Genomic DNA, 15564 nt, shown 5'->3' with positions numbered 1-15564 from the left:
CGATGCAGCTGCAAGTCGCGCTGGACCGGATCGCGCTCGACGAGGCGGTGCACATCGCCGGCGCGACGGCGCCGCACGCCGACTGGGTCGAAGTCGGCACCTCGCTGATCAAGCGCTACGGCATGCGCAGCGTCTCCGAGGTCTCCGCGGCGGCCGGGGAGGTGCCGGTGCTGGCCGACCTGAAGACCGCCGACGACGCGGCGACCGAGTTCACGATGGCCTTCGACCACGGGGCCCGCGCGGCGACGGTGCTCGGAGCCGCCGCCGATGCGACGCTCGACCGGTGCACCGAGGTGGCGGAGCAGGCCGGGGCGCAGGTCGTCGTCGACCTGCTGGCCGTGCACGGGGCGCGCCGCACCGAGCTGCTCGACCGCCTGCCCGGGTACGTCGTCTTCGCCGCGCACCTCGGCAAGGACGTGCAGGGCGGCGGAGCGGCCGCCGCGGAGGCGCTCGGCACGTGGGCGCGGCACCGCCGCGTCGCGCTGGCCGGCGGGTTGCGCCGCGCGGACCTGCCGGGACTGCGCGGGTACCCGGACCTGCGCGTGATCGTCGGCTCGGCGATCACCCGCGACGCGGACCCCGCGGCGCGGGCGCGCGAATTCACCGCAGCCATGGGAGGAGTGTCGTGACCACCGATCCGCTGGAGCTCATCCGCGACGAGATCGCCGGCGTGCTCGCCGGAACCGACCGGGAGGCGGTCGACCGCTTCGCCACCGAGATCGACGCCGCCTCGCGGGTCTTCGTGAGCGGAGCGGGGCGGTCCGGGTTCATGGCGAGCGCCTTCGCCATGCGCCTGGTGCACCTGGGACTCACCGCGCACGTCGTGGGCGAGGCCACCGCACCGGTCGTGCGCCCCGGTGACGTCCTCGTGGCGGTGTCCGGTTCCGGGGGCACCGCCGGAACCGTGCGCGCGGCCGAGGACGCGGCCGGCCGCGGGGCGCGCGTGCTCGCCGTGACCACCGACGAGGACTCGTCACTGGCCGCTCTCGCGCGGGACGTGCTGCTCGTGCCCGCCGCGACCAAGCACCGGCGTGCGGGCGAGGCCGCGACGGCGCAGCCGCTGTCGAGTCTGTTCGACCAGTGCACGCACGTGCTGTTCGACGCGGTGTGCCTGCGCCTGGCCGCGCGGCGCGACGTGGACAACGCCGCCGCCAAGGCAGCGCACGTCTCCGGCGAGTGACCGCGCCCCGAGCGCGCACCCGGGTGGGTGGACATTTCCGCGGGGCCCGCCGGGGTGTGCGCGGGCCCGGGTGAGCCCCGCCGGGATCATTCCACCTGCAGCTCCGCGGGCAGGTCGCCGGTGTGCACCAGGCCGAGGCGCTGGGTCGCGCGGGTGAGCGCGACGTAGAGGTCGTTGTGGCCGCGCTCGGACTCCTCCAGGATCGCCGCGGGTTCGACGAGCACCACCGAGTCGAACTCCAGCCCCTTGGCCTGCTCCACGCTCAGCAGCACCGTCGGGGACTGGAGGTTCTCGGGCTCGGCGCCCACGCTCGCCTCGCCGAGCGCCGCCGCCAGCGACTCGCCGTGCTCGGCGAGCAGCTCGCCCGGCATGAGCACCGCGAGCTTGCCGTCGCCGAGGACTTCCCGCTCGGCCGCGAGCACCGCGGGCAGCTCCGCGACCAGCCCGCCGGCGGCCGGCCGCCGGAACCAGGGTTCGTGACCGCTGCTGCGCACGGACATCGGCGTGGAGGCGTCCGCGTCCGTGGCCGCGAGCACGTTGCCGGCCATGTCCATGATCTCTGCGGGCGTGCGGTAGTTGACCGTCAGGTCGGCCAGCCGCCACCGCCGCTGCACGTAGGGGTGCAGCACCTCGCCCCACGAGCTCGCGCCGCCCAGCGCCCCGGTCTGCGCGGTGTCGCCCACCACGGTCATCGAGCGGCTCGGGCACCGGCGCATGAGCACGCGCCAGGCCATGGGCGACAGCTCCTGCGCCTCGTCGATGATCACGTGCCCGAACGTCCACGTGCGGTCCTGGGCGGCGCGCTCGGCGGCGCTGAGATCGCTGCTCGTGCGGTGCCGCTGGGCCAGCAGCTCCGCGTCGAGGACGTCCTTGACCCGCAGGCGCTCCTCGTCGCGGATCTCGTCGTCCTCCTCCATGATGTGCAGCACGCCCTCGGCGTAGGCGAGCTCCTCGCGCTCCTGGCGCTCCTGCTCGGCGCGGGCCGCGCTGTCGTCCTCGCCGATGAGCTCGGCCAGCTCGTCGAGCAGCGGCACGTCCGCCGGTGTGACCGCGGAGCCGGCTTCGCGGAGGAGTTCGGCGCGCTCGTCCTCGTCGAGCTGCTTGCGCACCACCCGTTTGAGCCGCGCGGTGTCGGAGAACAGCTCGTCGAGCACGCGGGTCGGTTCCAGCTGCGGCCACAGCCGCTCCAGCGCTCGGTCCACGGCGGAGTCGGCGCGGAGCTCGCGATCGATGTCGTCGAGGTCTCGGCTGTCGAGCAGGTCGCGCCCGAGCCGGTCGGCCACGCGCAGCGTCAGCGCCGAGTACATCTCGTTGCGGAAGGTCTTGCGCGCCACGTTGTGCGGTTTGCGGGTGCGCCGGGCCTTGGTGCGCGCGTTGCTGACCTCCTTGCGGTCGACGCGCACCGGTTCGCGGTCGAAGGTGACCTCGAAGTACTCCTTCGGCACCTGCTGGTAGTCCCGCACGGCGCCGGTGAGGACCTTGACCATGGACTCGCGCCCCTTGATCTCGGCGGCGCGGGGCGAGTCCTCGGCGGTGGCGGTGACTCCCGGGTACAAACCACCCACTGTGGACAGAAGTACGCCGGTCTCGCCGAGCGAGGGGAGGACCTGCTCGATGTAGCGCAGGAACGTCTGGTTCGGGCCGACGACGAGCACCCCGCGCTTGGTCAGCTGCTCGCGGAAGGTGTACAGCAGGTAGGCCGCGCGGTGCAGGGCCACCGCGGTCTTGCCGGTGCCCGGGCCGCCCTGCACGACGAGCACCCCGTTCAGCGGTGCGCGGATGATCTCGTCCTGCTCGGCCTGGATCGTGGCGACGATGTCCTGCATCTGACCCGTGCGGCGGGCATCCAACCGCGCCAGCAGGGTGGCCTCGCCGGCCAGCCCGAGATCGCTGCCCTCCTCGGCCGCGTCCAGGTCGAGGACCTCGTCCTCGAGGTCGCGGACCCGGCGCCAGCCGGTGTGCAGGTGCCTGCGCCGCCACACGCCGTCGCGGGAGGTGGCGGTGGCGAGGTAGAACGGCCTGGCCGCGGGGGCGCGCCAGTCGACCAGCAGGGGTTCGTACTCGTTGTCCTCGTCGAACAGGCCGAGACGTCCGATGTGGAAGCGCTCACCGCTGTCGAGGTCGATGCGGCCGAAGCACAGGCCGTGCTCGACCGCGCTGAGCTGGTTGAGCCGCTCGGTGTACATGCGCGCGGAGATGTCCCGCTCGGTGCGGGCCTGCGGCGGCCCCCCGGTTTCGGCGAGTGTCGCCTTGAGCCGCCGCGTCGTGTCCTCGCGCACCGCGTCGAGCTTGTCGTAGAGCATCGCCACGTACTCCTGTTCGGCGGCGATGTGCTGCTCACGTGCGGAGTCCCGGTCCTGGGACGATACGGGTTCGGGCGATGCTGTCACGGTTTACTGGAGCTCCAGCTCGGCAACGAGGGTGCGGTCACCGGGCCGCTCGGCGCGGCGTCCGACCAACCAATATACCGCGGTGCTCCGCGGTGCCCGTTTCCGCGAGCGGAGCACGGCCTCCGGGGCGGAGCGCGGTGGCGGGCGGTGGGGACGCGGGCCGAACGTAGCGGGGCACCCCCGCCGAGCGGCGGAGGTGCCCCGTGTGACACGGAAAACTCGAAACCCCGAACCGATCTGGGGTGGCATGGCTCGTCCACCCCGTTCCCGTGCCGGGTCCTGGTGCGATCAGTAGCCCTGGTACGAACCTCCGGAGCGGACGCCGTCGACGCCGGGGACCTCGGAGACCGATCCGTACCGGTCGATCGCGTAGCGCGTGGCGGCCACGATGTTGTCCACCGGGTGGAGGATGTTGCCGTGGCCGGGCGCGGCGTACTGCCGGAAGGTCGGCTCGATCGTCTGCATCAGCCCCTTGGAGGGGGTGCCGGCCGAGGCGTTGGAGTCCCAGTTGTTGACGGCGTTCGGGTCGCCGCCGGACTCCTTTTCGATGATCATCCGGATGGCCTCGTGGTCGAGCTGCTCGCGCGGCACGCCGTTGCGCTCCAGCACGGTCGTCGCCTGGTCGATCCAGCGGTCGATCCGGTCCTCCGGCGGGCCGGCGGGAGCCTGCGAGCGGTCGCCACCCCGGTCGCCGGCCTCCTCGTCCTCATCGGTGCCGCCGCTCCTGCCGGAGCTCTCGCCCTCGTCGGCGCGGTTCTCCTCGTCGGAGCTGCCGCCCTCGTCGGAGCTGCCGCCCTTGCCGGAGTCGCTGCTCTCGTCGCCGTCGTCCTCGCGGTGCTCCGCGTCCCGCTTCCGGTCACCGCCCTGCTTCGCGCCACCCCCCTGCTGGGAGGCGTCGCGCTGGGCCCAGGGGTCCTGCGAGCGCTGGCGCGGGTGGTGGGACTCGCGGTGACCGCCGCTGTCGGCGGCCGCGCGGGTCTGGGCCGCGGAGTCCGCCGACCGCCCCGCGTCGGCGGAAGCGGTACCGGCGGAAGCACTGCGCTGCTCGGGGGCGCTCAGCGGTGCCGCCTCGGCCGCCTGGTGCACGGCCGCTCGCTGGGTACCGGCCTGCGGCTCGTGCTCGCTCGGGGTGGCGAACACGCCCAGCACGCCGATCGCGACGGCGGCGGTGCCGACCTGCACCGAGCGCATCCGGGGCGGCACGCGGTGCTGGCCGTGCTGGTCGGCGAACGCGGAGCGGAACCAGTCGCACGTCCGCTGGGTCGTCTGAATCGCGGGGTGCGCCACCCTCTCCCAGAAGCGCCATCCCGCTCGACCGGACGTCCGACCCTCGTCCTCGGGGGAATGAGATGAATCGGGGGCCATGCCTCCGAGGCTCCCGATACTCACCGTGTACGCACATGGAGGTTTCTACGTGCATCTGTACCTAGATGTGCACCGAGGGATTACGGAGAACGGCAAAACGACTGCGCAGTGTTTCAACGATCTTGTGACTCTGTGTGGCTCGCCTCATCCGCGCGCTGCCCGGCGACCCAACCGGCGATCTGCGCCCGCGAGGTGAAGTCCAGTTTGGTGAGGATGTTCTGCACGTGCCCCTCGACCGTGCGCTGGGCGATCACCAAGCCCTCGGCGATCTCCTTGTTCGTCTTGCCCTCGGCCACGAGGTCGGCGATCTGCCGCTCCCGGCGGGTCAGCGGCATCGGGTGCACGTTCTCGCTGCGGGCGCGGGTGTGCTTCTTGCTCTCCAGCGCCAGATCGATCGCCTGGCCGTGCGGCGTGTGGTACCCGCGGTCGAAGGCCTCCTGGAACGCCGTCTCCCCGAGGTCCTGCCGGGCGGCGTGCTCCTCCTCGGCGTGCGTGCGGGCGAAGGTCGCGTAGAAGCCCGGCTGCGCCCGCACCGCTTCCCACGCGGCCGCGGCCGCGCCGAACAACCGCGCGGCACGTGCGCTGCGCCCCTGCCGCCTGGCGATCCAGGCCAGCGTGTCCAGCGCGAACGCCATGCCGAGCCGGTTGTCCATGCGGCGCTGCATGCGCAGCGCGTCCTTGGCCGCCTCCTCGGCCCGCTCCCGCTTGCCGCGCTGGAAGTTCACGTGCGCGGCGGCCCACAGGGCGTAGGAGCGCCAGAACAGCTCGCCGCGCTCCGCGCTGATCTGGATGTTCTCCCCGATGAGGCCGAGCCCGCGTTCGACCTCCCCGCGCAGGCCGCGGGTGAGGCCCAGCAGGAACAGGGCCGAGAGCTGCCCCGCGACGAGCTCGCCGCGCCGGTAGCCGGACAGCGACTGCTCCAGCTGCGCGGCAGCCCCGTCGAGATCGTCGCCGGACAGCAGCCGCAGCCCGCGGATGAGCGCCAGGTGCGCCCGCGGAGCGCTCGACTCGTCCCCGCCGAGCAGGTCCTCGGCCTCGTGCAGCAGCCCGTCGGCCGCGGCGGTGTCGCCCTGCAGCAGGGCGAACCAGGCCGTCAAGCGCAGCGCCGGCCCGCGCTCCGGGTCGTCGGCGGGCGCGCCCTCCAGAGCGATCTGCAGCCAGTGCCGCGCCTCGCCCACCAGGCCCCGAGCGGCCCAGTACGTGCTCAGCTCCGCGGCCATCCGCAGCGCGGTGGACGTCGTCGCCGCGTCCCCCGCGGCGGTGTGCAGCGCCACCCGCAGGTTGCTCTGGTCCCGGCGGATGCGCTCGACCCACTCCACCTGCTCCGGGCCCACCCACTCCGCGGCGAAACGCGCCGCCAGCTCCTGGTACCAGGCGCGGTGCCGATGGGCGATGCGCTCCTGCTCGCCGCTCTCGGCGAGCCGCTCCTGCCCGTACTCCCGCAGCGTGTGCGGCAGGCGGTAGCGGACCACGTCGCCCACCTCCTCGCGGGCGAGGACCGACTGGTCCACCAGCGAGTGCAGCGTGCGCAGCACGTCCGTCTCGGACCACCCGTCGCCGCAGACGTGCTCGGCGGCCTCCAGGTCGAACCCGCCGGAGAACACCGAGACCCGGGACCAGGCCCGCTGGTCGGCCTCCGAGCACAGCTCCCAGCTCCAGTCGACGAGCGCGCGCAGCGTCCGCTGGCGGGGCGGGGCGCTGCGGCGCCCCTCGGCCAGCACGTCGTAGCGCTGCGCCAGCCGCTGCTCCAGCTGCTGCGGCGACAGCGAGCGCAGCCGCACGGCTGCCATCTCGATCGCCAGCGGGTTTCCGTCGAGGTGGTGGCACAACCGCATCAGCGCCGGCGCGTTGTCCGAGTTCACCTCGAACTCCGGCACCGCGGCCCGGGCGCGGTCGACGAACAACCGCACCGAGGCGAACTGCTCGTAGGCCTCCGGCGGCGGCAGGTGGTTGACGTCCGGGACCTGCAGCGGCGGCACGACCATCGTGCTCTCCCCGGCGATCCCGATCGACTGGCGGCTGGTCGCCAGCACCCGGACCCCCGGGCACCAGCGGATGACGTCGCTGGTCAGCTGCGCCACCGCGTCGACGACGTGCTCGCAGTTGTCCAGCACCAGCAGCGCCTCCCGGTGGCGCAGGTGCTCGACGACGGTGGTGGCGACGTCGGAGGTGGACGGACCCCCGAGGCCGAGCTGCTCGACCACCGCGTCCGGGACGAGCGCACCGTCGCGGAGGTCCTCGAGCTGCACGAACCAGGCCTTGTCGCGGAACGTGCGGCGCATGTTCGCCGCCACGCGCAGCGCCAGGCGCGTCTTCCCGACACCGCCCGGGCCGGTGAGCGTCACCACGCGGGACTCGGCCAGCAGCCGCTTGGTCGCGGTGATCTCACGACGCCGGCCGACGAACGTCGTGACGTCGGCCGGGAGGTTGCCCGAGGACTCGCCGGGGCGGGCGCGCGCGATGGAGACCACGCCCCGAGCGTAACCCGGTTCGAGCCCTGTGACCTGCGATCTTGCGGTGACATGGGCGGGCGCGTGAGCTCTCGCACGTCTGGTGGTGCCCGAGGTGCGGAGGAGGCGCCGCCCCGGAGGAACGGGTGGTCGAGCCCTTGGCAGACTGGCCCCCGGACGGACCGGGCCCGGGCAGGTGGGGCGTGGTCCGGTGGTGCCGCGCAGTGCGGCGGAAGGCGCCTCCGGGGAGGTGCCGCGGCGGCGCGGGGTGCACGGCGATGCGGGAGGTGCGGTGGCCGGCGACGCCGAGCAGCGGCGGTTCGAGGGCTTCGGCGAGGGGGCGGTCGACTTCTTCGAGGGCCTCGAAGCGGACAACTCCAAGGCGTACTGGAACGACAACCTCGCGCTCTACCGCGAGCACGTGCGCCGCCCCGCGGAGGCGCTGCTGGCCGAGCTGGAACCCGCCTTCGCCCCCGGCTTCGGCGCGGGCAAGGTGTTCCGCCCGCACCGGGACGTGCGGTTCAGCAACGACAAGTCCCCGTACAAGACGCACTGCGCCGCCGTCGTCGAACCGGGCCGGGGCGGAGGTGCGTTCTACTTCGAGATCAGCTCCGCGGGGATGCTCGTCGCGGGCGGCTGCCTGCACACCGAACCCGACCAGCTGGCGAGGTTCCGCGCGGCCGTGGACGCCGAGCCGCACGGCGAGGAACTGCGCCGGCACGTCGACGAGCTCACCGGTCGGGGCTGGCACCTGGCCGGGGACCGGTTGGCGACCCGGCCGCGCGGCGTCCCCGCCGACCACCCGCGGTCGGAGCTGCTGCGGCACCGCACGCTCCACGCCTGGTGGGCGTGGGAACCGGACGACGCGCTGCACAGCCGCTCCTGCCTGGAGCGGGTGCGCAACTCGTGGGAGCAGCTGCGCCCGCTCAACGACTGGTGCGCAGCGCACGTCGGCGTCACCGAACGCCGGCGCCGGTGACGGCTCCCGGGCGCGCCGCGGAGCCGGAGGGCGCGGATCCGGCGCGGTGCTGCCGTCCCGCGGGTGCGGTGGGCGCACCTGATCCGGGAAGGAATAGGATGAACGGGCTCGCCACCGCGGTGCTGGAGAACGGGATTCGCCCGGCGGCGGGCGCACTCGATCGGCTCGGATCGAGGCGGCGGAGTGCTGCGGACATCGGTCAACGGACTAGGCTGGAACAACGTGAGTCGACGAGCGAAGATCGTTTGTACCATGGGCCCCGCCACCGCCACGAAGGAGAAGGTGGCTGAGCTCGTCAGCAACGGGATGAACGTGGCGCGCATGAACTTCAGCCACGGCTCCCACGAAGATCACCAGCACGTGTACGACCTGGTGCGCGCCGAGGCCGAGGGGTCCGGACGCGCGGTCGGCATCCTCGGCGACCTGCAGGGTCCGAAGATCCGGCTGGGCACGTTCGCCGACGGTCCGGTGGAGTGGCGGACGGGAGAGGTAGTCCGGATCACCGTGGACGACGTCCAGGGCACGCACGACCGCGTGTCCACCACCTACGAGGGGCTCGCCGAGGACGCCAAGCCCGGCGACCGCCTGCTGGTCGACGACGGCCGGGTCGGGCTGACCTGCACCGCCGTCGAGGGCAACGAGGTGGTCTGCGAGGTCACCGAGGGCGGGGAGGTCTCCGACCACAAGGGCCTCTCGCTGCCGGGCATGGACATCTCCGTGCCCGCGCTGTCCGCGAAGGACGTCGAGGACCTCGAGTTCGCGGTGCGCCTGGGCGTGGACTTCATCGCGCTGTCGTTCGTGCGCAGCCCCGCGGACGTGGACCAGGTGCACCAGGTCATGGACCGCATCGGCCGGCGCGTCCCGGTGATCGCCAAGCTGGAGAAGCCGGAGGCGGTGGACAACCTGGAGGCCGTCGTGCTGGCCTTCGACGGCGTCATGGTCGCCCGCGGCGACCTGGGCGTGGAGCTGCCGCTCGAGCACGTCCCGCTGGTGCAGAAGAAGGCCATCCGCATCGCGCGGGAGAACGCCAAGCCGGTGATCGTGGCCACGCAGATGCTGGACTCGATGATGCACGCCTCGATGCCCACCCGGGCCGAGACCTCCGACGTGGCCAACGCGGTGCTGGACGGCACCGACGCCGTCATGCTCTCCGGCGAGACCAGCGTCGGCGAGTACCCGGTGGAGACGGTGCAGACCATGGCGCGGATCGTGGAAGCGGTCGAGGCCGGGTCCACGACGCCGCCGCCGCTGAGCCACGTCCCGCGGACCAAGCGCGGCGTGCTCTCCTACGCGGCCCGCGACATCGGGGAGCGGCTCAACGCCAAGGCGCTGGTGGCCTTCAGCCAGTCCGGCGACACGGTGCGCCGTCTCGCGCGGCTGCACACGCACCTGCCGCTGTTGGCGTTCACCCCGGAGGAATCCGTGCGCAGTCAGCTCGCTCTCACTTGGGGGACGGAGACCTTCCGGGTGCCTAAGGTGGACACGACGGACCAGATGGTGCGCCAGGTCGATCAGGCGATGCTCTCGCTGGGGCGGTCCCAGCGCGGCGACATGGTGGTGATCGTGGCCGGTTCCCCGCCGGGGACCGTCGGCTCCACCAACCTGATCCGGGTGCACCGGTTGGGCGAAGAAGACCACGTGTGAACGATCGACAGTAGCCGGCGCGGCGCGAGCGCCCGGTCGCGCCGCTCGGTCGCACCGCGTCGACCGGGGCGGTGCGACCGGGCGCTTCGCGTTGCCGGGCCGGCGGCGCCCGCGCGGCGCCCGAACGCAAGGAGTCCGCAGTGACCGAGGCAGCGCGAGCCGCGGCTGCTGATCTGGCAGCGACTGGTCAGACCGAGGACGTCCCCCGCGACGTGAACGGGATGCCGTGCGGCCAGCCGGTGGTCGACGGCCTGGTCGCCCTGCTCGACCTGGAGCGGATCGAGGAGAACATCTTCCGCGGGGTGAGCCCGCCCGGTTCGCCGGTGCGCGTGTTCGGCGGCCAGGTCGCCGGGCAGGCGCTGGTGGCCGCGGGGCGGACGGTGCCCAGCGACCGGCACGTGCACTCGCTGCACGCCTACTTCATCCGCCCGGGCGACCCCGACATCCCGATCGTCTACCAGGTCGACCGCACGCGCGACGGGCGCTCGTTCACCACGCGGCGCGTGGTCGCCGAGCAGCGCGGCGAGACGATCTTCTCGCTGTCCGCCTCCTTCCAGGCCGCCGAGGAGGGCATGGAGCACGCCGACGAGATGCCGGACGTGCCCGCGCCCGAGTCGCTGCCCTCGTTCGGCGAGAGCATCGGCGACCTGGTCGAGAAGCTGGGGCGCGACCAGCCCCGCCCGATCGACGTCCGCTACGTGACCACCCCGCCGTGGGTGCGGCGCGAGCAGGATGAGCGGGAGGCGAAGAGCCAGGTGTGGATGCGCGCCGACGGCTCCCTGCCCGACGATCCGCTGCTGCACGTGTGCGTCGCCGCGTTCGCCTCGGACATGACCCTGCTCGACTCGGTCCTGGGCCGGCACGGCGTGTACTGGGGACTGGACGACGTCTCCGGCGCGAGCCTCGACCACGCCATGTGGTTCCACCAGCCGTTCCGCGCCGACGAGTGGCTGCTCTACGACTGCTCCTCGCCGGCCGCCTCCGGCGCGCGGGGGCTGGCCACCGGCCGGTTCTTCACCCGGGACGGGCGGCTCGTGGCCACCGTGGTGCAGGAGGGACTGCTCCGGGTCAAGGACTGAGACGCCGCTCGAACACCGGCCCCGGTGCGGGAAGGCCACTCCCGGCACCGGGGCCGGTGCGCGTCTGAGCACCTACTCCGCGAGGAACTCCGCCGTGCCGTCCGGGGCGAAGCGCAGCCACGGGTTGTGGCAGATTTCCCAGAGCACGCCGTTCGGATCGGTGACGTGGCCGTGGTAACCCCCGAAGTTCGCCCGCTGCGGTGTTTTGACCAGCGTTCCCCCGGCCTCGACGGCCGCGCGCACCGTCGCGTCGACCTCCTCGGTGCTGTCCACGTTGTGCGCCAGGCTGATCCCGGTGGCACCTGTTCCCGGGGTCGCGGAACCGATGTCGCCGTGGAACTGCTCGGTGTCGAACAGTCCGAGCAGCATGCCAGGTGCGGTCTGGAAGAAGATGATTTCGCCGGGGACGTCGAGCGCTGGTTGCCAGTCGAGCCCGTCCACGTAGAACGAGCGGGCCGCGTGCAGGTCGTCGGTGGCGAGCGTGATCACGTGCGTGCGCTGGTCCATGGCGGTGCAGTGTTCCAGAACCCCGCGCACCGCACGCGGAGTTCGCACGCACCGCGGTGCGCGTGTCGGTCGGCTCCGGGGCGGCGCTGCTGGCCGGCCCGGGCCCGCGGCCGTCGTCCCGGTGCGCGGGCCCGGCCCGGCGCCCGCGTGCGCACGCCCGCGCGATGACCCCGCTCGCCGGCCGCGGTCCCGCGGGTGGGTGCTGACCGGCACCCGCCGGGAGCGGGTCGTGGTTCCGCGGAGCTCACTCGCGGCGGCGCCGCTGCGGGCGCAGCTGCGGCGGGGGCGTCAGCGCGCGGGTGTGCACCTGCTCGAGCACGATCGAGCTGGTGAAGTGCCGGACCTCCGTGCGGCCGGCGAGCTTGTCCACGAGGAAGCTCTGCAGGTGGGTCGTGTCGGCCACGGCCACGTGCAGCAGGAAGTCCGCCTGCCCGCTGACGTGCAGCAGCGAGCGCGTCTCGGGCTGGGAGAGGACGAACTCGCGGAAGCTGTCGACGACGTCCCGGGTGTGCGGGCGCACGTTGACCGAGACGACCGCCTCCAGCGGCAGTCCGGTGGCCGCCGGGTTGACGTCGATGTGCGAGCCGGTGATCACGCCGCGCTCGCGCAGCCGCCGCACGCGCTGCAGGCAGCTGGAGGGCGCGAGGCCGATGCGTTCGGCCAGGGTCCGGTTCGGCAGCGTCGCGTCGTTCTGCAATTCCTCCAGGATCCGCCAGTCTACCGAATCGAGTTCCACTGCTTCGCTCATTGCCGAACATCGTATGCGGCGAGTGGAAGTTCGGCGAACTGGAGGGGCACGATGGGATTACTGCTCGAACGAATGACTACCTGGAGGTGTGGTGACTATCGACTGGGGGCCGTTCCTGCTGGCCCTGCTGGTGATCGTGATCGTGCCGGGACCGGACTTCGTGCTGGTCACCAGCAACGCGGCGACCAGCAGCCGCTGGGGGTGGCTGGCGGCGATGGGCGTGACGGCGGGGCTCGTGCTGCACGCCACGGCGGCGACGCTCGGCCTGTCCGCGCTCGTCGCGGCGGTTCCGGCCGCGCTGTGGGTGGTCAAGGGCCTCGGCGTGGCCTACCTCTGCTGGATGGGCCTGCGGATCCTGCACAACGCGCGGCGAACGCGCTCCGGTGGAACCGTCGACAACGCCGTTCCTCCCACCAGCGGCAACGGTGCCGTGCACGCGGCGCAGACCGGACGCGCGGTGTTCCTGCGGGCACTGCTCACCGACGTGCTCAACCCCAAGGTCATGCTGACCTTCCTGACCCTGCTGCCGCAGGCCATGGACCCCGGCGCAGCGCCGATGCCGCAGGCCGCCCTGCTCAGCGCGGTCGCGGTGAGCGCCTTCGCCTCGTGGTGGCTCGTCGTCGTGCCCTCGGTGCAGCGGCTCTCCGCGCTGCTGGCGAAGCCGCGGCGGCGGCGCGTGTTCGAACGCTGCTGCGGCGGTGCGCTGCTGGTGATGGCCGGGTCCATCGCCATGGGCTGAGCGGCCGCCCCGGCCGGTGGCGCCGTTCGCGGCGCCGGCCGGTCGCTCCGCCGCGGATGCGACCGCCCCGATCCGCGGGAGCTCCCGCGGGGGCTGCTGGAACGCCGCGCCCGCGCGGGCGCTCCCGCGGGCTCCCCGACGCGGTGGTGGCCGTGTTGTTGACCACGCTCCGGGGACGTGCTTCGGTGAGTCGCCGACGGTGGCGGGCTCCTCGGAGAGGGCGTGCGATGCGAACGCGGTGGAACTGGGCGGTGGTCGCCGGTCGTTCCCCTCGTGCGGCGGAGGGCTCGGTGCGCGCGAAGAACGGGCTGCTGAGCGGGGTGTCGGCGTTGCCCGGCTGCGTCGCGGCGGCACGCGGACGTGATCCGGTGTTCGCGGTCGTGCTCAACGACTTCGTCACACCGCGGGCGCCGAGCGAGGCGGAAGACGCCCTCGCGCCCCGGCTCGCTGCGTACGGTGGAGAGCGTGACCGCCTCGCCTCCCCCGCGGTCTCCGGGCACCGTTCGGAAGTGGAGAGGGGCGAGGAGGTGCGCGCACCCGTGCCGTGAGGGCACCGCGAGCCGCGCCACCGCGGCCGCACAGCCGGAGAAAGTCGGGAACGTTCCCCGTGCGCGGTGTCCGGGCGGATCCGTGCCCAGGTGGGGGACATCCCTGAGTGTGCTCGAGCACGTGGCCGGTAGCGTTGCGGGAAGATGCCTGCCGGTGTGCTCCCCGAGGTGATTGCGTGGCGTTCATCAGCGACTTCCTGGCCCTCGTCGCCGGGTTGCCCAGACCACTGCTGGTACTGGTGACAGGTGGGCTGGTCCTCGCCGAGTGCACGCTGGGCCTCGGGTTCCTCGTGCCCGGGGAGAGCGGGCTGCTCATCTCGGCGGCCACGGTCGACAGCTGGGGCTTCTTCCTCACCCTCGCGTTGGTGGTGACCCTCTGCGCCGCCGTCGGCGACAACATCGGCTACTGGCTGGGCAGGCGCTACGGCATCCGCGTGCGCGAGACCAAAGCCGTGCGCAAGCTCGGCCAGCAGCACTGGGACCGGGCCACCCGCCTGCTGCGGCGCTTCGGCATCGGCGCGGTGCTCGTGGCCCGCTTCCTGCCGGTCGTGCGCACGCTCGTGCCCGCCGCCGCGGGCACGAGCCAGCTCGGCTACGGCCGCTTCCTCCTCGCCTCCGTGGTCGGCGCCGCCGGCTGGTCCGGGATGCACGTGGGTGTCGGCTGGGCGGCGGGCACCTCGGTCAAGGCGATCGAGCACGCGCTGGGGCAGGCGAGCTGGCTGTTCGCCACGGTGCTGGTCGTCGGGGGCGTGTCGATCTGGTACTGGCGCCACCGGCGCGCCCGCAAGCAGGAGGCCGCGCTGCAGCAGGAGACCGGTGGACCCGTCGCGGCCGACGAGGACGTCGAGCAGGCCGCCTGAGCGCGGTGCCCGCCGCTGCGCTTCGGCTCCGTTCAGCTGGGACGCACGCCGCGCGTGCGGACCGCTCGCGGGCGCGACCCCACCGGCCGGCGCGCCTCGGGCGGGTCGACCGCCGGCCGAGCTCTGCGAGGAGCTCGCCTGATCAGCTCTTGAGCCGCGCCGTGTTGCCGCTGAGCTGCATCAGGGTTCGCCGCAGCTCGTGCGGTGGTGGTGCGTCGGCGCCCAGCGGCACGAACAGGCCGTTGCACCGGGCGCTGCCCCGCGGGGCGTTCAGCCGCACGTGCAGGGAGGTGCCGAGCACGGGCCGGTGACCGAGGCGGATCCAGCGCACGTCCGGCCAGCGCACGGTCCGCCGGGTCTCCCGCGTGCGGTAGGTCAACCCGCCGGCGGTGAACGTGATCGACAGGTCCCGCATCCGCAGCACCGGCAGCCACGCGACGGCCTGCAGCACGGCTGGCAGGGCGGTGCAGAGGAAGGCGAAGATGCCGAACCACCACCCGTACGACCAGGTCTCGCCCTGCTGCGAGGTGATCAGCAGGCTCGCGGCGAAGCAGGCGGCCAGCGCGGGTCCGCCGACGGCCGTTCCCGCCAACCACCACATCCGCCGCGCGGCGGAGGGCTCGCGCGCGATTCGCACGTCGGGGGTGATCGTCTCCATGGCGCGTCAGGATGGCACCCGCGACCACGTCCGCGGGGCGTTTCGCGGGCGATGTCGTCGAATCGCCCCGCGATCGAGGCCGCGCCCCCGGTCGGGAGCGCGGCCCCGTCGCGATCGGGCCGCGGTCCCCTCCGGTGGAGCGGAGGGGACCGGCAGATCAGCAGCTGTTGCTCACGGCCTCGGACGGATCACAGGCCCGGGTAGAGCGGTTTGGCCGCGGCGAGGGCCTCGACGCGGGCCCGCAACTTCTTCGTGCTCGCCTCGTCGAGGTTCGGCTGCAGCGCTTCGGTGATGACGTCGGCGACCTCGCCGAACTCCTCGGCGCCGAAGCCGCGGGTGGCCAGCGCGGACGTGCCGATCCGCAGCCCGGAGGTCACCATCGGCGGCCGCGGATCGTTCGGCACCGCGTTGCGGTTG

Annotated in this window: 14 protein-coding genes and 1 pseudogene; 8 read left to right on the top strand and 7 right to left on the bottom strand. The window is 73.2% G+C overall.

Going from position 1 to position 15564, the window contains the following annotated elements; genetic code table 11:
- The first annotated feature begins 2 nt into the window (after window positions 1-2).
- Entirely contained in the window at window positions 3-629 is a 627-nt protein-coding gene (locus tag ACYVJE_RS21940) for an orotidine 5'-phosphate decarboxylase / HUMPS family protein (RefSeq protein WP_461145951.1), read from the top strand.
- Window positions 626-1180: a 6-phospho-3-hexuloisomerase gene (hxlB, locus tag ACYVJE_RS21935; RefSeq protein WP_461145950.1), complete on the top strand. Its 555-nt coding sequence runs from the start codon at window positions 626-628 to the stop codon at window positions 1178-1180. Before ACYVJE_RS21940 ends, hxlB begins: the two co-directional genes overlap by 4 nt.
- Window positions 1181-1266: 86 nt before the next feature.
- Here hxlB and ACYVJE_RS21930 read toward each other — a convergent pair whose 3' ends face one another.
- The 3 genes from ACYVJE_RS21930 to ACYVJE_RS21920 form a co-directional block, all read right to left on the bottom strand.
- A complete protein-coding gene (locus tag ACYVJE_RS21930) occupies window positions 1267-3570 on the bottom strand; it encodes a HelD family protein (RefSeq protein ID WP_461145949.1) in 2304 nt (767 codons plus the stop codon).
- Between the two features lie 288 nt (window positions 3571-3858).
- Entirely contained in the window at window positions 3859-4857 is a 999-nt protein-coding gene (locus ACYVJE_RS21925) for a transglycosylase SLT domain-containing protein (RefSeq protein ID WP_461145948.1), read from the bottom strand.
- 191 nt (window positions 4858-5048) lie between these two features.
- The gene (locus ACYVJE_RS21920) at window positions 5049-7406 is read right to left on the bottom strand and encodes an ATP-binding protein (RefSeq protein WP_461145947.1); all 2358 of its coding nucleotides are present in this window, start codon (window positions 7404-7406) and stop codon (window positions 5049-5051) included.
- Between the two features lie 271 nt (window positions 7407-7677).
- Between ACYVJE_RS21920 and ACYVJE_RS21915 the strand changes: the two genes are divergently transcribed.
- The 3 genes from ACYVJE_RS21915 to tesB all read left to right on the top strand — a co-directional run bounded on the left by ACYVJE_RS21915 (window position 7678) and on the right by tesB (window position 11087).
- On the top strand, window positions 7678-8364 hold the full coding sequence (locus tag ACYVJE_RS21915; RefSeq protein ID WP_461145976.1) for a DUF2461 domain-containing protein: 687 nt from the start codon (window positions 7678-7680) through the stop codon (window positions 8362-8364).
- Window positions 8365-8586: 222 nt separating this feature from the next.
- Window positions 8587-10008: a pyruvate kinase gene (gene pyk, locus ACYVJE_RS21910; RefSeq protein WP_461145946.1), complete on the top strand. Its 1422-nt coding sequence runs from the start codon at window positions 8587-8589 to the stop codon at window positions 10006-10008.
- Window positions 10009-10148: 140 nt separating this feature from the next.
- Entirely contained in the window at window positions 10149-11087 is a 939-nt protein-coding gene (gene tesB, locus ACYVJE_RS21905) for an acyl-CoA thioesterase II (protein ID WP_461145945.1), read from the top strand.
- A 72-nt stretch (window positions 11088-11159) separates the two neighbouring features.
- Here tesB and ACYVJE_RS21900 read toward each other — a convergent pair whose 3' ends face one another.
- Window positions 11160-11594: a VOC family protein gene (locus tag ACYVJE_RS21900; RefSeq protein WP_461145944.1), complete on the bottom strand. Its 435-nt coding sequence runs from the start codon at window positions 11592-11594 to the stop codon at window positions 11160-11162.
- A 244-nt stretch (window positions 11595-11838) separates the two neighbouring features.
- Window positions 11839-12342 (bottom strand): Lrp/AsnC family transcriptional regulator, encoded by a 504-nt coding sequence (locus tag ACYVJE_RS21895; RefSeq protein WP_459156709.1) that lies wholly within the window; start codon window positions 12340-12342, stop codon window positions 11839-11841.
- A gap of 91 nt (window positions 12343-12433) precedes the next feature.
- On the opposite strand from ACYVJE_RS21895, the gene ACYVJE_RS21890 reads away from it, so the two are divergent.
- The 3 genes from ACYVJE_RS21890 to ACYVJE_RS21880 all read left to right on the top strand — a co-directional run bounded on the left by ACYVJE_RS21890 (window position 12434) and on the right by ACYVJE_RS21880 (window position 14489).
- On the top strand, window positions 12434-13081 hold the full coding sequence (locus ACYVJE_RS21890) for a LysE family translocator (protein ID WP_459156708.1): 648 nt from the start codon (window positions 12434-12436) through the stop codon (window positions 13079-13081).
- A 56-nt stretch (window positions 13082-13137) separates the two neighbouring features.
- Complete coding sequence (locus ACYVJE_RS21885; protein ID WP_461145943.1) at window positions 13138-13629, top strand: D-alanyl-D-alanine carboxypeptidase; 492 nt, start codon at window positions 13138-13140, stop codon at window positions 13627-13629.
- Window positions 13630-13805: 176 nt separating this feature from the next.
- Window positions 13806-14489: a DedA family protein gene (locus tag ACYVJE_RS21880; RefSeq protein ID WP_459156706.1), complete on the top strand. Its 684-nt coding sequence runs from the start codon at window positions 13806-13808 to the stop codon at window positions 14487-14489.
- Between the two features lie 142 nt (window positions 14490-14631).
- Here ACYVJE_RS21880 and ACYVJE_RS21875 read toward each other — a convergent pair whose 3' ends face one another.
- Entirely contained in the window at window positions 14632-15147 is a 516-nt protein-coding gene (locus ACYVJE_RS21875; RefSeq protein WP_459156705.1) for a hypothetical protein, read from the bottom strand.
- Window positions 15148-15335: 188 nt separating this feature from the next.
- A pseudogene (locus ACYVJE_RS21870) lies at window positions 15336-15564 on the bottom strand (serine hydroxymethyltransferase); the annotation flags it as partial.

Source organism: Salinifilum aidingensis, from assembly GCF_054782015.1.
The sequence above is the reverse complement of the archived record's forward strand: the minus strand, read 5'-3'. Positions and strand labels throughout refer to the sequence as shown.

What these genes read in the sequence shown, in the direction of transcription:
- ACYVJE_RS21940 (WP_461145951.1), top strand. Translation starts at nt 3, where the DNA reads ATGCAGCTGCAAGTCGCGCTGGACCGGATCGCGCTCGACGAGGCGGTG.
- ACYVJE_RS21900 (WP_461145944.1), bottom strand. Translation starts at nt 11,594, where the DNA reads ATGGACCAGCGCACGCACGTGATCACGCTCGCCACCGACGACCTGCAC.
- ACYVJE_RS21895 (WP_459156709.1), bottom strand. Translation starts at nt 12,342, where the DNA reads ATGAGCGAAGCAGTGGAACTCGATTCGGTAGACTGGCGGATCCTGGAG.
- ACYVJE_RS21885 (WP_461145943.1), top strand. Translation starts at nt 13,138, where the DNA reads ATGCGACCGCCCCGATCCGCGGGAGCTCCCGCGGGGGCTGCTGGAACG.
- ACYVJE_RS21875 (WP_459156705.1), bottom strand. Translation starts at nt 15,147, where the DNA reads ATGGAGACGATCACCCCCGACGTGCGAATCGCGCGCGAGCCCTCCGCC.